Below are 20832 nucleotides of genomic sequence, written 5' to 3' on the forward strand. Positions count from 1 at the left end.
AATCTGAGAGCACAAGCACAGCAGAATAGAGAGCACGGCAGACTAGAGGACACAGTGAAGCCCCGGCGGGCGCCTCCTCTCGAGGCACCCTCCGGGGCTCTCTCACGCCGAGTATCCGGGTTCGCCGGGTACTGTAACTATGCCAGATACAGCGGGTTAGCCGCGCATACCCTCAACCGGGGACATGCGAGCCGAACGAGCCGCCGGCAGAGCCGAAGCGAGCATCGCGGCGAGCACACCCACCGCGAGGATGACCACGTACCAGACGTACGGCAGGTCAAGCACGAGCGGGGCGGAAGCACTCATGGAAGACATAATAATCTGCGCCGAGAGGCTACCAATCACCGCACCGGAAACCATACCGAGCACCACTGCGGCGAGCGTAATCAGAATCGCTTCAATGGAAATCATGCGGCGCAGCTGCTTGCGGGACAGACCCAGCGAGCGGAGCATCGCGTTCTCGCGGCGGCGTTCGTTGACCGACAGGGTCATCGTGTTCGCCACACCAATGATGGAGATAACCACTGCGAGCATGAGCATCACCAGGGTGAAGGTCAGCATGACGGTCAGCAGCTGGTCGTAGGTCTGACGTTCCTGCAGGCCACCGGTGAAGGAGCTGTCCGGGCTGGCTCGGTTCAGGTCAGCCTGCAGGGTCGCGTTCTCGCTACTGGTCAGCGGGGAGGCGGCGCGCACCAGAACGACGGTGTCGTTACCGGTTGCCTGGCTGGTGACAGTCAGGTGAGCTGCCTTCGTCTGAGCTTCCTTGTCACCGCTGGCGATTGCTTCTTCCATGCGCTTCTGAGCTTCCTCAGCGGCAGGGTTGGCAACCTTCTGCGGGTTCTTGGCGTCCTGCAGCTTGGCGGCGGTGGCAGGGTTGACAATCAGCAGGTTCTGCTTGGTTGCGGACTTGACGGGCTTGAGTTCCACTTCGCCGAGCGGGCCGTGTGCCTTCAGACGGCTGGACTCATTCAATCCAGCGGACTTCCAGAGGCCCTGCGGCACGAGCACGGTGTCATCGGCAAGGTTCGAGTTTTCGCCCGGCAGGATTGCCTTCAAATCGGAGGAGCTCAACGCCACCAGGTCGGAATTCTGGTTGGCGGTCTGGCCTTCGTACTCGACGGTGTAGTCAACCACACCGGCTGCGTAACCGACGGCGGATGCCTGAACGTTCTTAATACCCTTGACCTTGGAGGCGATTTCCTCCGCCTTGGTCACGGTGGAGGCAGCCTCGGACTGGTCATACGAGCTGTACTTTGCCTGCGCAGAAATCGGGTACTGCTGATCCAGGGCCTTGGTCAGCGAGGCGCTCAGCACCGAGTAACCGGTCAGCACAGTCGACACGACCAGGGTGCCGACGAGCACGGCGCGGCCGGTGGAGACGGTGCGCTTGGGCGAACGCAGCGCGTTGGCGAGCGCCAGCTTGCCGGTCTGGGTGCGGGTGACCTTACCGAGGGCACGTACCAGCGGGGGCAGTACCAGCGGGGTGAGGAGGAAAACCGCAATACCGAGCAGCAGCGCGGCCCCCATCATGAGGGCAACGGCCTTATTGCCGGCACCCTCACCGGAACCCTGGTTCTGAGCCAGCATAGCCAGGCCGATACCTGCGGCACCGAAGACCAGACCCAGGATCGGGCCGACCTTACCGGGCTTGCTGACTTCGCGGTTGGTGTGCTCGCTCATCGCGCTAATGGGCGAGATGCGCAGGGCGCTTCGTGCCGGGGAGAGCGACGCCAGAACCGTGACGATGGTGCAGAGGAGCACACTCACCAGGATCGGGGTGATTGAGTACGAAATCATGATGGTGGTGAGGTTTGCACCAACCAGCGCGCCAACCGGGTAGGTCAGCAGTGCACCAATGAGGGAGAACACCACGCCCACGGTAACGGATTCGATGAGTAGCATCCGCACGAGGGAGCCACCACGGGCACCGAGGGTACGCAGCAGAGCCAGTTCACGGATGCGCTGGCCGACCAGCACCGCGAAGGTGTTGGAGATGACGAACGAGGAGACCAGCAGAGCCAGCGCTGCGAAGGCGCCCAGGACCACGCTAATGGAGGTGAAGACCGTGGAGATGGTCTTCTGGTAGTCCTCCAGCAGCTTCTGACCGGTCATCACGCGCGGGTCGTTCTTGGTGTCACCGCTGCTCAGGGAGTCCTGCAGGCTCTTGAGCTTAGCGTCGGTTACGCCGTCCTTGAACTTAAGGTAGATGAGGTTCGCGCCAGCCATGTTTCGGTAACCGGCGGCGGAGCTCTTGTTTTCTGCCTCAGATGCCTTCAGGGCGGCTTCGCCGAGGCTGGTACCACCAATGAAGACAGCCTGGTTGGTGGTGGAGCCTTCAAAGCCGGGGTCGAACAGACCGACGACGGTGTATTCGGCGGTCTTATCGGTACCGGGGGCGCTGACAGATTCCACAACATCGGTGCTGGTGACCTTGCCGTTCAGCGAGAGGTTGTGCTTCTTCGCGAAGTAGGTAGAGACCATGATTTCGTGGTCGTTGCTGGGGATTTTGCCCTGCACCTTGTACGGGAAGAGGCTCGAGTCAGCGGGCAGCTGGTTGTACTGCACGCGGGTTTTCTGGTCGCCGGTGCCGATCGCACCCGTGACGGCGTACTGCACCCAGTAGCCGGAGAGCTGGTCACTCTGCTCTACCTTCTGAATCTGGTCACGAGTCAGGTAGATAGAGGTGCTGTCTTGACCGTCGGAGGTTGTAGCGGCGGAGGCGACGACCGCCTCGGCGCGGGAGAGCACGTCACCAACGGAGGAATTGACGGTCGCTTGCAGCGAGTTAGTGAGCATCATAATGGCGGCGATGAAGAAGGATGAGATCGCGATGCCTATGCCCGTGAGAATGTATTTTCCTTTGGAGGCGCGCAGATTGGAGCGCGCCACCGTGTTCAGTGTGGTTGCCACGGCTTATCGACCTTCCAGCTGTGCCATTGCGCCGAGGACGGCGTCGTAGGTGGGTTCGATCATTTCGCCGGCGACCATGCCGTCCTTGATGAAGACCACGCGATCTGCGTAGGAGGCGGCGTTTGCGTCGTGGGTGACCATGAGGATGGTCTGTGCGTGGTCGGTTGCGGCGGCACGTAGCAGGCGCAGCACCTCGGCGCCGGAGTTGGAGTCGAGGTTACCGGTCGGTTCGTCGGCGAAGACCACTTCGGGGCGTGCGAGCAGGGCGCGCACGATGGCGACGCGCTGCTGCTGACCGCCGGAGAGCTGTTCGGGGCGGTGGTCGAGGCGGGTTTCCAGGCCGAGGGTCTTGACCAGGTAGTCGCGCCACTGCGGGTCCGGCTTCTTACCGGCAAGGCCCAGGGGCAGGTCAATGTTCTGGCCCGCGGTGAGGGTGGGCACCAGGTTGAACGCCTGGAAGATGAAGCCGATGTGTTCGCGGCGGAATTCGGTAAGGGCGTTGTCCTTCAGGCCGAAGAGCTCGGTACCGCCGATACGAATCGAGGTTGCCGGGTTCGGGTCGGGGGTATCCAGGGTTGCGATGGTCTGCATCAGCGTGGACTTACCCGAGCCGGAGGGACCCATAATGGCGGTGAACTTGCCCTGCTCAAAGTCGACGGAGACGTTGTTGAGGGCGTGGACGGTTGCTTCACCCATGCCGTAGGTTTTGGAAAGGTTTCGTGCGGAGACGGCGACCTGTGCCGTCTGTGCGTGAGGAGTTGTCGTAGTCATAGTTCAATTATTTCACGCAGCGTGGCGCTGACTACAGGGTTTTTCTCATCCTCCAGGTTGATTTTGGCGGGTGTTCACCGGGTCTTGACCTGCGGATGCATGGTTTCCCGGTGCTTCCGCAGTATGAGCTGAGCGCGAGGTAGCCGGAACGGGGTACCGGCATCATCCTTAAGTATGAGTGGGGGCTCACTCGGCGTTCTCACCCTGCGTCCTTACCCCGCACCCGTACCTCTAGATAGTGCATGCCAAAAGCCCCCGGCTCCTCCCCCATTCAGGGTTAGGAAGCCGGGAGCTTTCTCACGCTATCCGCTATTGCTGAAGCAGCCGTTATGCCTTGGGTGCTTCGTAGCGGGGGAACACCGGTGCGGGTGCGGGCAGTTCGGTGCCGGGCACGAGCGCGGTGCCGAGGGCTGCGAACTGGCGTGCGTCACCTTCGGGTACGCCGAGCAGGGTCAGCAGCTTGGCGGTTGCGTCGGGCATGACGGGCTGCAGCAGCAGGGCGACCTGGCGTACAACCTCAAGGGTTACGTACAGCACGGTGTTCATGCGGTCGAGTTCGCCATTCTTACGCAGGGTCCAGGGTTCCTGCTCTGCGAAGTAGGCGTTGGTGTCAGCGAGGACGGTCCAGATGCGCTCGAGTGCGCGGTGGAATGCCTGCTCGTCGAAGTCTGCACGGACGGGCTCGTAGAGGGCTGCCGCCTGGTCGAGGATCTGGCGGTCGGCTTCGGTGAATTCGCCGTGGGTGGGGACGGCACCGCCGCAGTTCTTGGCGACCATGGACAGGGAACGCTGGGCGAGGTTGCCAAGGTTGTTTGCCAGGTCGGAGTTAATGCGGTTGATGATGGACTCTTCGGAGTAGGAGCCGTCCTGGCCGAAGGACACTTCACGCATGAGGAAGAAGCGGACCGCGTCCAGGCCGAATGCGTCAACGAGGTTTGCGGGGTCAACGACGTTACCGACGGACTTGGACATCTTCTCGCCGTTGACGAGCAGGAAGCCGTGGCCGAAGACGCGCTTGGGCAGTTCGATTCCGGCGGACCACAGGAATGCGGGCCAGTAGATGGAGTGGAATCGGGTGATGTCCTTACCGATGAGGTGCAGGTCTGCGGGCCAGTACTTGGTGAACAGTTCGTTGTCGGTATCGGGGTAGCCGAGGCCGGTCAGGTAGTTGGTGAGGGCGTCGACCCACACGTACATAACGTGCTTGTCGTTGCCGGGTACGGGTACGCCCCAGTCGAAGGTGGTGCGGGAGATGGACAGGTCGTTGAGGCCACCCTTGACGAAGGAGATCAGCTCGTTGCGGCGGGATTCGGGGTAGACGTAGCCTTCGTTAGCGTAGAGTTCGAGGAGCTTGTCGCCGTACTTGGAGAGGCGGAAGAAGTAGGATTCTTCTTCGGTCCATTCGACTTCGGTGCCGGTGGTGATGGCGTAGCGCTGGCCGTCGCGGACTTCGGTTTCGTCTTCTGCGTAGTAGGCTTCGTCGCGGACGGAGTACCAGCCGGCGTACTTGTCGAGGTAGATGTCGCCGTTTTCTTCCATACGCTTCCAGATGGCCTGGGATGCGACATAGTGGTCGGGGTCGGTGGTGCGGATGAAGCGGTCGTAGCTGATGTTCAGCGCGTCGTTCATTGCTTTGAAGCGTGCGGAGTTCTCGTCGGCGAGTTCCTTAGCGGTCTTACCGAGCTTCTCGGCGGTGGTCTGCATCTTCTGGCCGTGCTCGTCGGTGCCGGTCATGAAGCGCACGTCGAAGCCGTCGAGGCGCTTGAAGCGGGCTAGCACGTCGGCTGCGATGGTTTCGTAGGCGTGGCCGATGTGCGGGTTGCCATTGGGGTAGGAGATGGCGGTGGTGATGTAGAACGGAGTTGCAGTCATAACTTTCAGTTTACCGCAGTCTTAGGCTAGGCTCTCACCGGGGTTACACTCTGATACGCGGTGGCTTATTGCGTGTGGGTGGAGGCTGCCACGCCGCATGTTTCCTCCGCGCCTACGCAGGGGCACCCGTCACCCGGACGCTCCGCCCCTCCTTGCTTCGCTGCGGAGAGCGTCCGTGTGACACCCTGAGGGCGCTTCCGGAAAACACGGCGCACCAGCCCAAACATTCAGCCACCATGCAACACACTAAAAGGCGACGACCCTCCCCGTCCCACAGGCAAAACACCCAACCACCACGCAACGCACTAAACCGCGACAGCCCTCCCCCGCCCCAGTTCGCTAGGCACGGGGCGCACACGAAACCACCGCGCACCCCAACGAACCGGCGGGATAACGCACCCCTGCCAAACCCGCAGAAACCACCTGAGGAATCGGTGTCGTCCGTAGTGACATCAGGGTGTCCGAGCTCTGCGAGGACAGGTCCCCTGTAGGAACGAGGACGAACACCGATTCCTCAACCCATAAAGACTGTATTTCAAGGGGAACGCAAAAATCCCGCCGATTCCGAAGAATCAGCGGGATTTTCTATCAAGTGCGCCCCCTGGGACTCGAACCCAGAACCCATTGATTAAGAGTCAATTGCTCTGCCAATTGAGCTAGAGGCGCTTATTTGTTTTTCAGGGTTTCCCCTGCAACAAGTAAATACTATACGGCATTCTTTGGGTGCCCGCAACTCGAGCAAGCATGAACTGCATCACATATTTGACAGGTGGTGTGCTTTGGCCGGAAAACGCAAGAATCCGGCGCCCCTCCCCTCCCCTATAGCGGGGTGTGGGTGGAACGCCGGATTCTTAGAAAGCTATTGCTGAGCTACCGCTTAGCGAGCGACGGAACCTTCGGTGTAGTCGTCGTCAACGGAGTTCCAGGAGAACAGCTCGCGCAGCTTGCGGCCGGTTGCCTCGATGGGGTGTGCCTCGCCCTTTGCGCGCAGTTCCTTGAACTCGGGTGCGCCTGCAGCCTGGTCTTCCATGAAGCGCTTTGCGAAGTTGCCGTTCTGGATGTCTGCCAGGACAGCCTTCATGTTTTCCTTGACCTCGGGGGAGATCACGCGGGGGCCGGAGACGTAGTCGCCGTACTCTGCGGTGTCGGAGATGGACCAACGCTGCTTAGCGATGCCGCCCTCGATCATCAGGTCAACGATGAGCTTGAGCTCGTGCAGGACCTCGAAGTATGCGATTTCGGGCTGGTAGCCAGCCTCGGTCAGAACCTCGAAGCCGTACTGAACCAGCTGGGAGGTGGAGCCGCAGAGGACTGCCTGCTCACCGAACAGGTCGGACTCGGTCTCTTCGGTGAAGGTGGTCTTGATGACGCCTGCGCGGGTTGCGCCGAGGCCCTTTGCGTAGGACAGTGCCAGTGCGAGTGCTTCGCCGGATGCGTCCTTCTCGACTGCAACCAGGGCGGGAACGCCGCGGCCTGCCTCGAACTCGCGGCGGACGGTGTGGCCGGGGCCCTTGGGGGCGACCATTGCCACGTCAACACCCTCGGGTGCGGTGATGTAGCCGAAGCGGATGTTGAAGCCGTGTGCGAAGAACAGTGCGTTGCCGGGCTTGAGGTTCGGCTCGATGCTCTCTGCGTAGACCTTTGCCTGGACCTGGTCCGGGGTCAGGATCATGATGACGTCTGCTTCTGCTGCTGCTTCTGCAACGGTTGCGACGCGCAGGCCTTCTGCCTCAGCCTTGGCACGGGACTTGGAGCCCTCGGACAGACCGACGATGACCTTCACGCCGGAGTCACGCAGGTTCAGTGCGTGTGCGTGGCCCTGGGAGCCGTAGCCGATAACTGCTACGGTGCGGCCCTGGATCAGGGAGAGGTCTGCGTCGTCGTTGTAGAAAATGGTTGCTGCCATTTCTTCTCCTCAGTAAGTTTGGTATGCGGCCCAGGCTGGGCTCAACATTGACTATTCTACTTGAAAGCTGTTTAGTTGCGGGCTGTCGAGAGTACTTCTCAGCATCTGAAGTATCCGGAAGGTCTGTGAGCCCATAGGGGCGGGTATCGCATCGCCCGCCGGTTTCCCGGTTGATGCGGTGCGATACCCGATACTATTCCCCGCTGGTGCGGGGTTGGCGTGGAACCCTGGTGGGTGTTAGATGCGCTCGCTCATGGCACGGGGGCCACGTGCCAGGCCGATGGTGCCTGCGCGAACGATTTCGCGAACGCCGTAGGGTTCCAGAACGTCCAGCAGTGCGTTGAGCTTCTCCTCGGAACCGGTTGCCTCGATGACAACGGATTCGGGGGAAACGTCGATCACGGATGCACGGAACAGGTCTGCTGCCTGAACGATCTGCAGGCGTGCTACTGCGTCTGCCTTGACCTTGATCAGGATGTGGCCGCGGCGGGTGGAGGAGTCGGCGGGAAGCTCGACGACCTTCAGCACGTGAACGAGCTTGTTCAGCTGCTTGGTGATCTGCTCGATGGTGTGGGCGTCACCCTCGGTCACGACGGTGATGCGGGAGACACCGGGGTTTTCGGTGGGGCCCACAGCCAGGGAGAGGATGTTGAACAGTCGGCGGGAGAACAGACCGGAGACGCGGGTGAGAACGCCCGGCTTATCTTCTACCAGAACGGACAGAGTGTGCTGAGACATTAGTTCTCTCCCTCACGATCGAACTCGGGCGAAGTGTTCTTCGCGACCCAAATCTTGTCATTAGATACGCCTGCCGGGACCATGGGCCAGACGAGGGCGTGGGGGCTGACGGTGAAGTCAATGACCACGGGGCGGTCGTTGATTTCGAGGGCAGCCTTGATGGTTGCGTCCACGTCTTCGTCGCGTTCGCAGCGGAAGGTTGCGCAGCCGTATGCTTCGCCGAGCTTGACGAAGTCGGGGATGCGTACGGTGCCGTGGCCGTCCTTCAGGTCGGTGTTGGAGTAGCGCTCGTTGTAGAACAGAGTCTGCCACTGGCGCACCATGCCGAGGGAGGAGTTGTTGATGATGGCAACCTTGACGGGGATGTTGTTCTGTGCGCAGGTGACCAGTTCCTGGTTGGTCATCTGGAAGCAGCCGTCACCGTCGATGATCCACACGGTGGAGTCGGGGTGTGCAACCTTTGCGCCCATGCCTGCGGGAACGCCGTAGCCCATGGTGCCGAGACCTGCGGAGCTGATGAAGTGGCGGGGGCTTTCCTGCTGGATGTAGTGTGCACCCCACATCTGGTGCTGGCCAACGCCGGTGACGTAGTATGCGTCGGGGCCGGTGAGGGCGCTGATGCGCTCGAGAACGTACTCGGGGGAACCGAGGCCGTCGTTGGGCTTCTCGTAGCCGAGCGGGTAATCCTTGCGGATGACGTTGAGCTCGTTCCACCATTCGGTGAGGTTCGGCAGCTGCTGTGCGAACTCGGTGGAGAGCAGGTCGGTCAGCTCGGGCAGTACGTACTTGAGGTCGCCGACGATCGGCACGTCTGCGAAGCGGATCTTCGAGATTTCTGCCGGGTCAACGTCGATGTGGATGACCTTAGCCTCGGGTGCGAAGGAGTCGAGCTTGCCGGTGACGCGGTCGTCGAAGCGTGCGCCGAGGGTGATGAGCAGGTCAGACTTCTGCATTGCGGCGACGGCGGGGACGGTGCCGTGCATGCCGGGCATGCCGAGGTTCTGGGGGTCGGAATCCGGGAACGCACCGATTGCGTTCAGGGTGGTGACGACGGGCGCGCCGATGAGCTTAGCCAGCTTGTGGAACTCTTCGGAGGCACCGGAGCGTACCAGGCCACCGCCGACGTAGAAGACGGGGCGCTTGGATTCGGTGATGAACTTTGCGGCTTCGTGAATCTGCTTGGAGTGGCCACGGGTAACGGGGGTGTAGCCGCGCAGCTCCAGGTCTTCGGGGATGCCGCGGTATTCCATCATGCCGACCTGTGCGTCCTTGGTGACGTCCACGAGCACGGGGCCGGGGCGGCCGGTGGATGCAATGTGGAATGCTGCAGCCAGTGCGCGGGGGATGTCCTGCGGGTCGGTGATCATGAAGGAGTGCTTGGAGATGGGCATTGCCATGCCGACGATGTCGGCTTCCTGGAATGCGTCGGAGCCGAGCAGTGCGGTGGACACCTGGCCGGTGATTGCGACGAGGGGGACGGAGTCCATGTTTGCGTCTGCGATTGCGGTCAGCAGGTTGGTTGCGCCGGGGCCGGAGGTTGCGATGCACACGCCGGTCTTGCCGCTGGACACTGCGTAGCCCTGGGCTGCGTGGCCTGCGCCCTGCTCGTGGCGGACCAGGATGTGGCGGACCTTCTTGGAGTCGTACAGGGGGTCATAGGTCGGCAGAATAGCTCCACCAGGCAGGCCGAATACGTCAGTCACACCCAGATCTTCGAGGGTGCGGACGATTGCCTGAGAACCGGTCATGCGTTCTGCGGGAGCGTTTGCCGCGTCATCAGAAGTGGAAAATCCCATGGTCATGGAAATGCCTCGTGTCTTAATGGTTCTTCGTTGTACTCAATGTTCTGCGTGGGGTTTGTGTGATTCTCACGCATCCTATGCCCGGGGGTACCAAGCTATAAAAAATGCCCCTCGCTGTTGGTGGTAGCGGTAGGGGCGCTCAGTCGCAGTGAATAGACCCTGCCACTCGCCCTAGGCGACGTCGACAAGGTTTAGAATTCGCTGGAACATTGCTGTCTTCACCCTTCTATGGTGCGCCCCGAGAGGGGGTGAGTCAAATCTCTATCGGCCAACACACCCGTTTTTGTTCATAAAGGCGCAGGTCGAATACTTTCTTTCATGATGTGGACACCTTGTGCGCGTGCGTGCACTCTTGGGCGCTCATTTGAACAGGTGAGAAAAACTCGCATTTTTGGACGTCATGGCGCGTAATATGTGCGAATACTCGTGACCTTCGTTGGTTGCCCCGGTAGACTGAAGCTATGACCGAACCGATTATCACGGTCGCTGATGAGCTGACCGAAGCAAGTAAGTACGCAGAGGTTGTTGACCCCCGTAACTCTGTTGAGAGTAGCGAGTTTTTGACGGGTGAGGAACTGATTCGGGTTCTGCACCCGGTTTTTGACGAGCAGATTATTAATTACGGTGCATACAATTTGGTGTATGCGACGGGCCGTGCGGTTTACCGTAATCCTGATTTGGCGTTGCACCAGTATCCTGATCAGCAGCATTTTATTGTGGGTTATCAGGATGCGCCGGATGAGGTGATTATTGCTCCGGTGAATTTGCCTGCGTTGACGCCTGCGGGTACGGCTACGACGATTGATAATACGAATGCGCTGCATGCTTACCGTGTGGGTGATGATGCGGTGACGATTGAGTCGGTGAATGGCAGCTCGTTTTATTTGTCGTTTGAGGATAATGCTGAGGTTGCGACTCGTTTTGGCACTGGTCTGCTGGAGCAGGGTAAGGATGTTGAGGATTTCCGTGAGTTTGTGACGCGGATTTGGCCGGTCCTGTAGCCGTGTGACTTTTTGAGGTGAATGCCCGCTACTGTCTTGTGACGGTGGCGGGCTTTCGTATGCCTTGAGTCTGCCACATTGCTGGCTTGAGGTGCGGTGCACGTCCTCGCTCCTACAGGGGCACCCGCCCTCGCTTCGCTTCGGGCACCCTGATGTCGCTACGGACGACACCGACACCTCGGCGCGCACTACGCCAACCATCAAGCAGCAGGCTAAAAAGGCGACAGCCCTCCCCCGCCCCACACGTAGGACATTAGCCACCACGCAACACACTAAAAGGCGACAGCCCTCCCCCGCCCCAGTTCGCTAGGCCCGGGGCGCACACACGGAACCACCGCGCACCCCAACGAACCGGCGGGATTCCAAGAGCCCCTGAACCACAGATGCGCAGAGGAGCCGGGGGGGGGGCACGTCGGTAGCGCGCCGTGTTTTCCGGATGCGCCCTCAGGGTGTCACACGGACGCTCTTCCGCAGCGAAGCAAGGAGGGGCGGAGCGTCCGGGTGACGGGTGCCCCTGCGTAGGCGCGGAGGAAACATGCGGCGCGCACCATCAGAAGTGAAGCCGAACCCCGACTCCTCAAGCCTATAAACTGCATTTTCAGAGGGAACGCAAAAATCCCGCCGATTCCGAAGAATCAGCGGGATTTTCTTTCAAGTGCGCCCCCTGGGACTCGAACCCAGAACCCATTGATTAAGAGTCAATTGCTCTGCCAATTGAGCTAGAGGCGCTTGTTTGTTTTTCAAGGTTTCCCTTGCAACAGAAAAATACTATACGCGAGTTTTTGTGGTGTGCGCAAGTTGATTTGGAGTGAACCTGGACACATTGTTTGGGTGGGGTGTGTGGGACACTAGACTGTGTGTATTGCATGGGGCGCGTCCGCCCTTGGTACTGTGTGGGGCGCACCTGCCCCCTCCCCTTTGTTGTTTTGAGGAGTTTTTGATGAGTGTTCGTCTTGAGCCGGGTGTTCCGGCGCCTGCTTTTACCCTTGCTGATGCGTCGGGTGTGGAGCATAGTCTGAGTGATTATGCGGGCAGTAAGGTGATTTTGTATTTTTATCCGAAGGCGTCGACTCCGGGTTGCACTAAGGAGGCGTGCGATTTCCGCGATAATTTGGCGTCGTTGAAGTCGTTGGGTTATGTGGTGTTGGGTGTTTCTCCGGATTCGCCGGCGGCTATTGCGCGTTTTGTGGAGAAGGAGTCGTTGACGTTCCCGTTGCTGTCTGATGCTGATCATGCGGTGGCTGAGGCGTATGGTGCGTGGGGTGAGAAGAAGAATTACGGCAGGGTGTATGAGGGTCTGATCCGTTCGACGTTTGTGATTGATGAGCAGGGTGTTGTTGCTTTGGCTCAGTACAATGTGCGTGCGACGGGTCATGTGGCGAAGTTGCGTCGTGATTTGGGTATTGATCCGAAGTAGGGTCGTGCTTTCTGTGCGCGGGTAGCGCGAGGGGCAGCGGCACTGTGTAGCACCTCCGTGTGGGGTTGCTGTTCGGCGTTTTTGCGGGCTTTTTGCCCTATGGGCGCTTCTTTTAAGGCTTGGAGAACCTTGGTTCCTGGTGTACACTAATTTTTTGTTGCCTCAGACGCATGCATCTTCGGATGTGGGGTGACGCTACGCGCGAGTGGTGAAATTGGCAGACACGCAGGATTTAGGTTCCTGTGCCTTATGGCGTGGGGGTTCAAGTCCCCCCTCGCGCACACACATTCACATTGGGCCCGCCGTCACGGTTTTCGTGGCGGCGGGTTCTCTTGTATGCGCCTTGCCAGGGTGGGTGTGTCTCGCCCGGTTGGGTGTTGAACCGTTATCCTGAGAGATAAGCATCCGCGACGGAAGAGAGGACCCTCCCGTGCAGCATCAGCCTTATGCATCGTCAGCTGTTGGCAGTTCTGATGCGCTGCTGCGAGCCACTGCCGGCTCGAGTGGCTTGAGTCGACGTGCCGTTTTGCGTTTTGGCGCGCTTTTTAGTGCTGGTTTGGCGCTTTCTGCGTGTTCTGGTCAGTCTTCTGCTGGTTCGTCTGCTGGTTCTTCGGCGAGCGCGTCCTCTGCTGATGCGCGTCGTGTGTTTCGTTTTGCGCAGGGTGCGGCGCCGCTGGGTTTGGATCCGGCGTTGTTTCCTGTGGCGAGTACGTATCAGGTGACGGCGCAGGTTTTGCAGACGTTGTTGGTGGCGAATCATTACACGGGTGATCCTGAGGTTCAGGATTCGTTGTGTAGTGAGTGGACGGTTTCTGATGACCGTTTGGTGCATACGTTTGTGTTGCGTGAGGCTCATTTTAGTAACGGTTCTGCGTTGTCTGCGGATGCTGTGGTGCAGAATTTCCAGAGGTGGCAGGCGTTGGCTACGGGTGAGGGTACTGTTGCTTTGGCGGTGCCTGCTCAGCCGTTGTTTGCGTGGGGTTTTGGTGTGCCGAAGCCGGGTTCTATTGATCCTTCGGCGGTGGAGCCTGCGCCTGTTCAGGCGTCTCCGTCGGGTGCGGCGACTCCGTCTGCGAGTGCTTCTGAGACTGCTACCCCAAGCGCGTCTGCTTCTGCATCGGCTTCTGATGCTGCGCATCCGGGTGAGAAGAAGTCGGATTCCGCTCAGTCCTCTGTGGTGCAGTCGTTCTTGCCGTTGGTTTCGTCGGTGGTGGCAAAGGGTAACTCTGTGGTGGTGACGCTGTCGCGTCCTTCTCTGGCATTCCCGCGTATTTTGACGCAGCAGGCGTTTGGCATTATTGATCCTTCGCTTTTTGGTGCGGATCAGAAGCTGACGGGTAACCCGGTGGGTACGGGTGCGTTCTATGTGGAGGCGTTCGAGGCTGGCACGGTTCGCTTGCTGAAGAATACCCATTTTGATGGTCAGGCACCTGAGCTGGATGAGATTCAGATTTCGACCCTCACTTCGTCGGATAAGCGTTATTTTGCGCTGATGCAGGGTCATATTGATGCGTGTGATCAGGTGAATTCGTCTGATCTGGGTCAGTTGGCGCGTGATGGTTATCAGACGCCGGGCCGTGACCCGTTCTCGCTGGTGTATTTGGGTTTGAATACGGCGCATCCGGTGTTGAAGAATATTTCGGTGCGTCGCGCTATTTCGCATGCTGTGGATCGCGGTGCACTACGTCAGTATTATCCGCAGGGCACCTCGGATGCGCAGACGCTGATTTCGCCGTCGTTCCGCATTAAGGCTGATGATGCGAAGGATTACACGGACCGCAATCAGGATATGGCGCGCTCGCTGTTGGCGACTGCTGGGTACGACAATCAGGTGATTGAGTGCTATTACCCTGCCGATGTGTCTCTGCCGTGGATGGATACTCCGCAGAAGGTGTATTCGGAGATGGTGGCTTCGCTGATTGAGGTGGGTCTGAATATTAAGCCGGTGCCTCTGCCGTGGGCTGAGTATCTGTCGAAGAGTCGTGAGGTTTCTTCTGAGCGCGGTATTACGTTGGCTGGTTTCTACGGCATGTACCGTGACCCGTATGCGTTCTTTGGTCCGGTGTTGGCGCCGCTGATTGCTGAGCATCAGGTGCGTTCGTTGATTGCTAATGCGCCGTCGGATATGACGACGGGTTTGACGAAGAAGAGTTCTGATGTGCCGTCGTCGGGTGGTGCGAATTCGAATGTGCGGATTTCTGCGACTCCGAGCCCGCAGCCGAGTTATTCGCCGGATCCGTTGACGCCTGAGGAGGAGGCTTCGGCCTCTGCTTCGCCGAGCCCGTCGGCGTCGCCTTCGCCGTCGCCTACTGCTGTGGCGGTGGCGCCGTCGCCTCGTTTTACGCAGATTTTGGAGGCGATTCGTACCGCGGACTCTGCCGATTCTGTGGATTCGCAGCGCGAGTTGTATGCGAAGGTTGTGTCTCAGTTGGGTCAGTTCATGCCGGCGGTTCCGTTGCTGAATGTGACGTCTAAGGTGGCTGTGAGCCGTGAGGTTCAGGGCTATCAGACGGAGCAGAATGCGATTGAGCTGTTCGGTAAGCTGCGTAAGTCTTAGCCTGTATATTTGATGGCTTGGTGAGGGGTGCATCCCGGTTGGGGTGTGCCCCTTTTCGCTACTTTTGGTGGCTTTCGGGGAGCCGGTGGGCGGGCGTTTCTGAGGGTGCTGTTGAGGGTGCTTTTAGGTTGTTGCCAGTGGGTGTAGCAAATGCGCGCGATTACGGGTCTTTTCGACCCTAAGAGATTTATTGATATGAACTGCAACACTCTCTCTCGTTTTGTGGATTCTGGCTATGCCAACCCCGCTAAAAGGAGTAGGCTAGATGATGTACCCCACATTCACTGTGCCCAGGCCGGGCACCCGCACCCCTAAGGGAGAATTCAGTGGTAGCACGTACTGAACGAACCGACGTCGTCCTGGTCGGCGGCGGCATCATGAGCGCCACCCTCGGTGTGTTCCTCAAGGAACTCGAACCGAGCTGGAACATCATCCTGCTCGAACGCCTCGACAAGGCCGCTCAGGAATCCTCCAACCCCTGGAACAACGCAGGTACCGGCCACTCGGCACTGTGCGAACTCAACTACGCACCCGCTGGCCCCGACGGCACCGTCTCAGCAGCTAAGGCGCTGAACATTAACGAGCAGTTCCAGGTTTCCCGCCAATTCTGGGCTTCCCTGACTGAGAAGAATATTCTGACTGACACCAGCTTCATCAACCCGGTCCCCCACATGTCCCTGGTCTTCGGCGAAGACCACTCCAAGTACCTGGCTGCACGCTACGATTCCTTCCGCAAGGAGAAGCTCTTCGAGCGCATGGAATTCTCCACCGAGCGCGAGAAGATTGGCGAGTGGGCACCGCTGACCGTCAACGGTCGCAAGAGTAACGAACCCATTGCCGCAACCTGGGCTCCCGAAGGTACCGACGTGAACTTCGGCTCCCTCACCGAGCAGCTGGTCGATTACCTGCAGACCAAGGGTGTTGAGGTTCGCTACGGCTACCAGGTCACCAACCTGAACCGCGAGTCCAACGGTTCCTGGACCATTGACGCTATCAACCGCATCAACAAGGAAGAGCCGCTGACCATCAACGCGAAGTTCGTCTTCCTCGGTGCCGGTGGTGGCGCCCTGCACCTGCTGCAGAAGTCCGGCATTGAAGAGGGTAAGGGCTACGGCGGCTTCCCCGTTTCCGGCCTGTTCCTGCGCAACACCCACGAGGCAACCGCAAACCAGCACAACGCAAAGGTGTACGGTCAGGCTTCGGTGGGCGCTCCTCCCATGTCTGTCCCCCACCTGGACACCCGCTACGTGGACGGCAAGCGCGCCCTCATGTTCGGCCCCTACGCAGGTTTCAAGACCAATTTCCTGAAGCAGGGCTCCCTGTTGGATCTGCCGCTGTCCCTGCGCCCGCACAACATCTACCCGATGACCCGCGCAGGCATCGACAACCTGTCCCTGGTCAAGTACCTGCTCTCCGAGCTGGTCAAGGACAAGAACGCACGCCTGGAGTCGCTGTACCAGTACTACCCCGAGGCTGTTGGCGGAGAGTGGGAGCTCATCGAGGCTGGCCAGCGCGTCCAGATCATGAAGAAGGACGCGAAGAAGGGCGGCATCCTGCAGTTCGGTACCGAGGTTGTCTCCGCAGCGGACGGCTCCATCGCGGCTTTGCTGGGTGCATCCCCCGGTGCTTCCACCGCGGCTCCGATTATGCTGAACCTGCTGGCTAAGTGCTTCCCCTCCAAGATTGCCGGTTGGGAGCCTCGCCTGAAGGAGCTCATCCCCGGTTACGGTGTGAAGCTCAACGATAACCACGACCTGGCTGATGAGCTGATGGCTCACACCGCTAAGGTTCTGGGTATTCACAACTAGTTTTCAGTTAGGCTCAGCAGGTAGCTTTATACCCTAGCTGACAAGCCTTTTTTGAGGCTTTTCGGGGCGGTTACCCTATCTAACTGACCGATAGGTCAGCTATCTGCACTCGCAGAAAAATGCGGGAGGGTTAGAAGACCCTATAATGTCACCGCAGGGGCGGGAAGGACAGCTCATTGTTCTCCTCGCCCCTTCTGTGCGCCCACACGCTGAAGCTCATAGGCGCACCACTGTGTACATCCCACTCATTCAAGGAGCCCCATTGGCTGCACACACCGGCTCTTCCACGGACACCTCCTCAACCCAGGTACCCGCCGGAGCTCGACGCGGACTCTTCTCCCGTAAGAAGAAGCCCGCAGCCCCCAAGTACGCAAGCGTGAAACTGCGCGACTTCCCCAAGGGCAGCATCCTCTACATTCTGCGCCGTGCCATCTACAAATTCGGCGCAAACGGCGGCACCGACATGGCGGCAGCACTCACCTACTTCACCGTGCTGTCCATCTTCCCCGCCCTGCTGGCGATTGTCTCCCTGCTGGGCGTATTCGGTCACGGTGAGGAAAGCGCCGCCGTCATCCTCGCCTTCCTCAAGGACAACGCGCCCGCCCAGATGTACGCCATTCTGGAAGACCCCATCAAGCAGATTACCGGCGACCATGGCGCAGGCCTGGTGCTGTTGACCGGTATCCTCAGTGCGCTCTGGTCCGCCTCTGGGTACACCGGATCCTTCGGCCGAGCTCTCAACACGGTCTACAACGTGCGTGAAGGCCGCCCCGGCTGGATTCTCAAGCCGCTGAACGTCTTCGTCACCACCGTGATTATCATCCTCGTGGTACTCATGATGCTCATGATGCTGCTGGGTGTAACCGTCCTGGACATGGTCGGTCGGTATGTACCCGAAACCGTGGACATGGAGCTCATCAAGCTCATCTGGCTCAACGGCCGCTGGGTCCTCATCCTATTCATGGCAATCGCCCTGATTACTCTGCTCTACGCCGCAACCCCGAACGTGCGCCGCTTCAAACAGTGGAAGCTCTCCCCCGGTGCGGCGCTGGCACTCTTCGGCATGGGCCTGGGCGGTTTCGGCTTCACCCTCTACGCCAACAACTTCAGCAAGTACAACGCCACCTACGGCCTCATTGGTGGTGTGATTGTGATGCTGCTGTTCATCTGGATCATGAACAATATGCTCCTCTTCGGCGCGCACCTGGACGCAGAAATCATGCTCATGCGCCAGGTACTCGCCGGCGAAGACGACCACGGACACCTGAAGGTTCAGCCGCGCAGCACCACCGCATCCCGTGCGATGAAAGAACAGCGCGAACGCCTCATGTCCGCCGGACGCGAACTACAGCAGCAGGCGGCAGGCCAGGACATGCTCCCCAAGCCGAAGGGCCCCTCCATTGCCGCTCGCGTGCAGAAGGCGGTGGACACCAACACCACCATGATTCGCACGCTCATTGCCGACGGTAAGGAACGCATCGAAAACGGTAAGGAACAGCTGCAGCAGAAGCAGGCGGAGGCCGACACCAAGACGGAAGCTACCGAATCTGAGGCGAAGGTTGACTCTCAGCAGGAGGCGCTCTTCGACCCGAGTGCCGACAATCCGAACGGCGCAGCAAAGAAGAACTAAGCGGCAGCTCAGCTGAGCGCGTACCGTCTCAACGCATCAAGGGCGCGAGATAGAAAAGGGCGCGAGATAGAAAAGGGCGCGAGATAGAAAAGGGCGCGAGATAGAAAAGGGCGCAGGACAGAAACCCTGCGCTGGTCACTAAGATAGAACTATGACCAGTGCAGAATTCTCTCCCGCGCCCTTTGCCGTACCCAATGCTGTTGTACCCGGCACTACCCTGCCCGACCTCGAGTACACCCTCTACCAGCCGCAGCAGCTCAAAAGCCGCGTCCCCGCCCTCATGATTCACGGCTTCGCCACCCGCGGCGAACAGCTCTACGGCGGCACCAGCTGGATCCGCCAATACCTGCGCGCCGGATACCCCGTGCTGATTGTTACCCTGCCCTACCACTCAGACGAATACCTCAAAGACCCCGAATCCATGCACGCCATCGACTGTAAGCTCCCCAACAACACGAGCGTGCGTAGCGGCACGATTCCGTTCGATTCTGTGCCCTCTGTCGATGCGGTGCCCTCCGTTGATGCGGCGGGCCGGCCGCTGACCCCCATGCACCTATTCACCACTATGCTTGCCCAGCTGCTGCGCACCGTCGCCACCGAGAACGACCTCGGCGTTGAACTGGAGCCCCGCGCGCACGTTATTGGCTTCTCCTTTGGAGCCCGCGTCGGCTGGGAACTCGCCCTCACCCACCCGGAGGCGGTCGCATCCCTCACCCTGGGCGGCCTGCCCCTACACGACCACCTCATCACCCTGCGCGCCATGCTCGAAGCGCACGAGGGAACCAGCGTCACGGCGGATAGTGAAACCCCGGCGGCAGACTCCACCGACGAGGCGATTGCCTCCTTCACCTCGATTATTGACAACTCCCCCATTCAGCCCGACGCACTGCTGAAGTTCGTGCGGATTCCCTTCGGCCCGTTCTTCGACGTGCCCGCCCTGCGTGCCGGATCCCCCGACTTGCCTACGGGTCACCCGGGCGCGCATCCGCACGCACCCATTGCGGTCGTGCTCGGTGACGCGGACACCATCGCCGCCGACGGGGCGGAACTCTACGACATGGTGCGCGGCAACAACCCGCTCAACCGTTTCATCTCCCTACCCGGCCGCGACCACGTGAACGCACTGACCTCGGGCGCATTCCGACGCGGTGCGCTCGCCTTTGCAGCAGAGGTGGAGGCGACAACGTCATAAAACGTCACATTCACCTGGGGGCTTCACGCTCAGCCCCGGGGTGCATCAGGTATGCCTTAGCTCTTAGAATGGGAACGTATCAAAAAACCTTTATCTGCGGTTGAACCTCAGCCGCGCCTTAGCAAAGGAGCACCATGCACAAGGTTAAGGCTGTCGTAGCCCTCTCCCAGGACGCGCCCGTCACCGTCACCACCATCAACGTACCCGACCCCGGCAAGGGCGAAGCACTCGTCAAGGTCCTCACCTGCGGTGTCTGCCAGACCGACCACCACTACGTCACCGGCGGCGTCGGCCAGGACTTCCCCTACCTGCTCGGCCACGAGTCCGCAGGTATCGTCGAGGCTGTCGGTGATGACGTCACCGACATCGCCCCCGGCGACCTGGTCATCCTCAACTGGCGTGCCGTCTGCGGCGAGTGCCGTGCCTGCCGCAAGGGTCAGCCGCAGTACTGCTTCGCAACCCACAACGCAACCCAGAAGATGACCCTCGAGGACGGCACCGAACTCACCCCCGCACTGGGTATCGGCTCCTTCGCTGAGAAGACCCTCGTCGCAGCCGGTCAGTGCACCAAGATCACCGCTGACATCAGCCCCGAACAGTACGCAGCCATCGGTCTGCTCGGTTGCGGCGTTACCGCAGGTCTGGGTGCTGTTCTGAACACCGGTGAGCTCAAGCGCGGCGAGTCCGTCGCAGTCATCGGCTGCGGCGGCGTCGGAACCGCAGCAATTGCAGGCGCACAGCTCGGTGGCGCAACCACCATCATCGCCGTCGACATCGACGAAGAGAAGCTGGCACGCGCACGCGAGCACGGCGCAACCCACACCGTGAACTCCTCCAAGGTCGACCCCGTCGAAGCCATCAAGGAACTCACCGGCGGCTTCGGTGCAGACCTCGTCATCGACGCTGTCGGCATCGCCCCCACCTTCAAGCAGGCATTCGAAGCACGCGACCTGGCTGGCCGCGTCGTCCTCGTCGGCGTGCCCGCGCCCGGCACCACCTGGGACATCCCGCTGGACGAGGTGTTCGGCCGCGGCGGCTCCATCAAGAGCGCATGGTACGGCGACACCCTGCCCTCCCGCGACTTCCCCGAGTTCGTGGACCAGTACCTGCTCGGCCGCCTCGACCTGGACGGCTTCGTCTCCGAGCGCATCCGCCTCGAAGACGTCAACGAAGCATTCGAAACCATGAAGACCGGCCGCGTGCTACGCTCGGTCGTGGAACTCTAGGA

General features: G+C 60.1%; 13 protein-coding genes and 3 tRNA genes. 8 read left to right on the forward strand and 8 right to left on the reverse strand.

All coding sequences use genetic code 11. The features are described 5' to 3' along the window. Window positions 1–156 precede the first annotated feature (156 nt). From QZ822_RS01665 to QZ822_RS01695, 7 genes are all read right to left on the reverse strand, one after another. Window positions 157–2910, reverse strand: a complete 2754-nt coding sequence (locus QZ822_RS01665) for an FtsX family ABC transporter permease (protein WP_294642099.1) — start codon at window positions 2908–2910, stop codon at window positions 157–159. A 3-nt stretch (window positions 2911–2913) separates the two neighbouring features. Beyond that, window positions 2914–3681: an ABC transporter ATP-binding protein gene (locus tag QZ822_RS01670; RefSeq protein WP_005507396.1), complete on the reverse strand. Its 768-nt coding sequence runs from the start codon at window positions 3679–3681 to the stop codon at window positions 2914–2916. A gap of 327 nt (window positions 3682–4008) precedes the next feature. Further along, window positions 4009–5553, reverse strand: a complete 1545-nt coding sequence (metG, locus tag QZ822_RS01675; RefSeq protein ID WP_294642101.1) for a methionine--tRNA ligase — start codon at window positions 5551–5553, stop codon at window positions 4009–4011. 593 nt (window positions 5554–6146) lie between these two features. Then, window positions 6147–6219, reverse strand: a tRNA-Lys gene (locus QZ822_RS01680). Window positions 6220–6430: 211 nt separating this feature from the next. Then, window positions 6431–7459 carry a ketol-acid reductoisomerase gene (gene ilvC, locus QZ822_RS01685; RefSeq protein ID WP_294632917.1) on the reverse strand — a complete coding sequence of 343 codons (1029 nt, stop codon included), beginning with the start codon at window positions 7457–7459 and terminating at the stop codon, window positions 6431–6433. 237 nt (window positions 7460–7696) lie between these two features. Beyond that, entirely contained in the window at window positions 7697–8197 is a 501-nt protein-coding gene (ilvN, locus tag QZ822_RS01690; RefSeq protein ID WP_060824598.1) for an acetolactate synthase small subunit, read from the reverse strand. Continuing rightward, window positions 8197–9999, reverse strand: coding sequence for an acetolactate synthase large subunit (locus QZ822_RS01695; RefSeq protein ID WP_294642102.1), 1803 nt, complete (start codon window positions 9997–9999; stop codon window positions 8197–8199). Before QZ822_RS01695 ends, ilvN begins: the two co-directional genes overlap by 1 nt. 461 nt (window positions 10000–10460) lie before the next feature. On the opposite strand from QZ822_RS01695, the gene QZ822_RS01700 reads away from it, so the two are divergent. Next, window positions 10461–11000, forward strand: a complete 540-nt coding sequence (locus QZ822_RS01700; protein WP_005505516.1) for a hypothetical protein — start codon at window positions 10461–10463, stop codon at window positions 10998–11000. Window positions 11001–11656: 656 nt separating this feature from the next. On the opposite strand, the gene QZ822_RS01705 is transcribed toward QZ822_RS01700, so the two are convergent. Then, window positions 11657–11729, reverse strand: a tRNA-Lys gene (locus QZ822_RS01705). Window positions 11730–11940: 211 nt separating this feature from the next. Here QZ822_RS01705 and bcp point away from each other — a divergent pair. From bcp to QZ822_RS01740, 7 genes are all read left to right on the forward strand, one after another. Next, window positions 11941–12417, forward strand: coding sequence for a thioredoxin-dependent thiol peroxidase (gene bcp, locus QZ822_RS01710; RefSeq protein WP_294642106.1), 477 nt, complete (start codon window positions 11941–11943; stop codon window positions 12415–12417). Window positions 12418–12616: 199 nt separating this feature from the next. Then, a tRNA-Leu gene (locus tag QZ822_RS01715) sits at window positions 12617–12698 on the forward strand. 149 nt (window positions 12699–12847) lie between these two features. Beyond that, window positions 12848–14974, forward strand: a complete 2127-nt coding sequence (locus QZ822_RS01720; protein WP_294642108.1) for an ABC transporter substrate-binding protein — start codon at window positions 12848–12850, stop codon at window positions 14972–14974. Window positions 14975–15300: 326 nt separating this feature from the next. After that, window positions 15301–16782 (forward strand): malate:quinone oxidoreductase, encoded by a 1482-nt coding sequence (locus QZ822_RS01725; RefSeq protein WP_294642110.1) that lies wholly within the window; start codon window positions 15301–15303, stop codon window positions 16780–16782. A 262-nt stretch (window positions 16783–17044) separates the two neighbouring features. Then, entirely contained in the window at window positions 17045–18412 is a 1368-nt protein-coding gene (locus QZ822_RS01730) for a YihY/virulence factor BrkB family protein (protein WP_294642112.1), read from the forward strand. A gap of 151 nt (window positions 18413–18563) precedes the next feature. Beyond that, window positions 18564–19604 carry an alpha/beta hydrolase gene (locus tag QZ822_RS01735; protein ID WP_294642114.1) on the forward strand — a complete coding sequence of 347 codons (1041 nt, stop codon included), beginning with the start codon at window positions 18564–18566 and terminating at the stop codon, window positions 19602–19604. 134 nt (window positions 19605–19738) lie between these two features. Further along, a complete protein-coding gene (locus tag QZ822_RS01740; protein ID WP_049354328.1) occupies window positions 19739–20830 on the forward strand; it encodes an S-(hydroxymethyl)mycothiol dehydrogenase in 1092 nt (363 codons plus the stop codon). Window positions 20831–20832 lie beyond the last annotated feature (2 nt).

Source organism: uncultured Rothia sp. (assembly GCF_916715725.1).
Taxonomy (GTDB): Bacteria; Actinomycetota; Actinomycetes; order Actinomycetales; family Micrococcaceae; genus Rothia.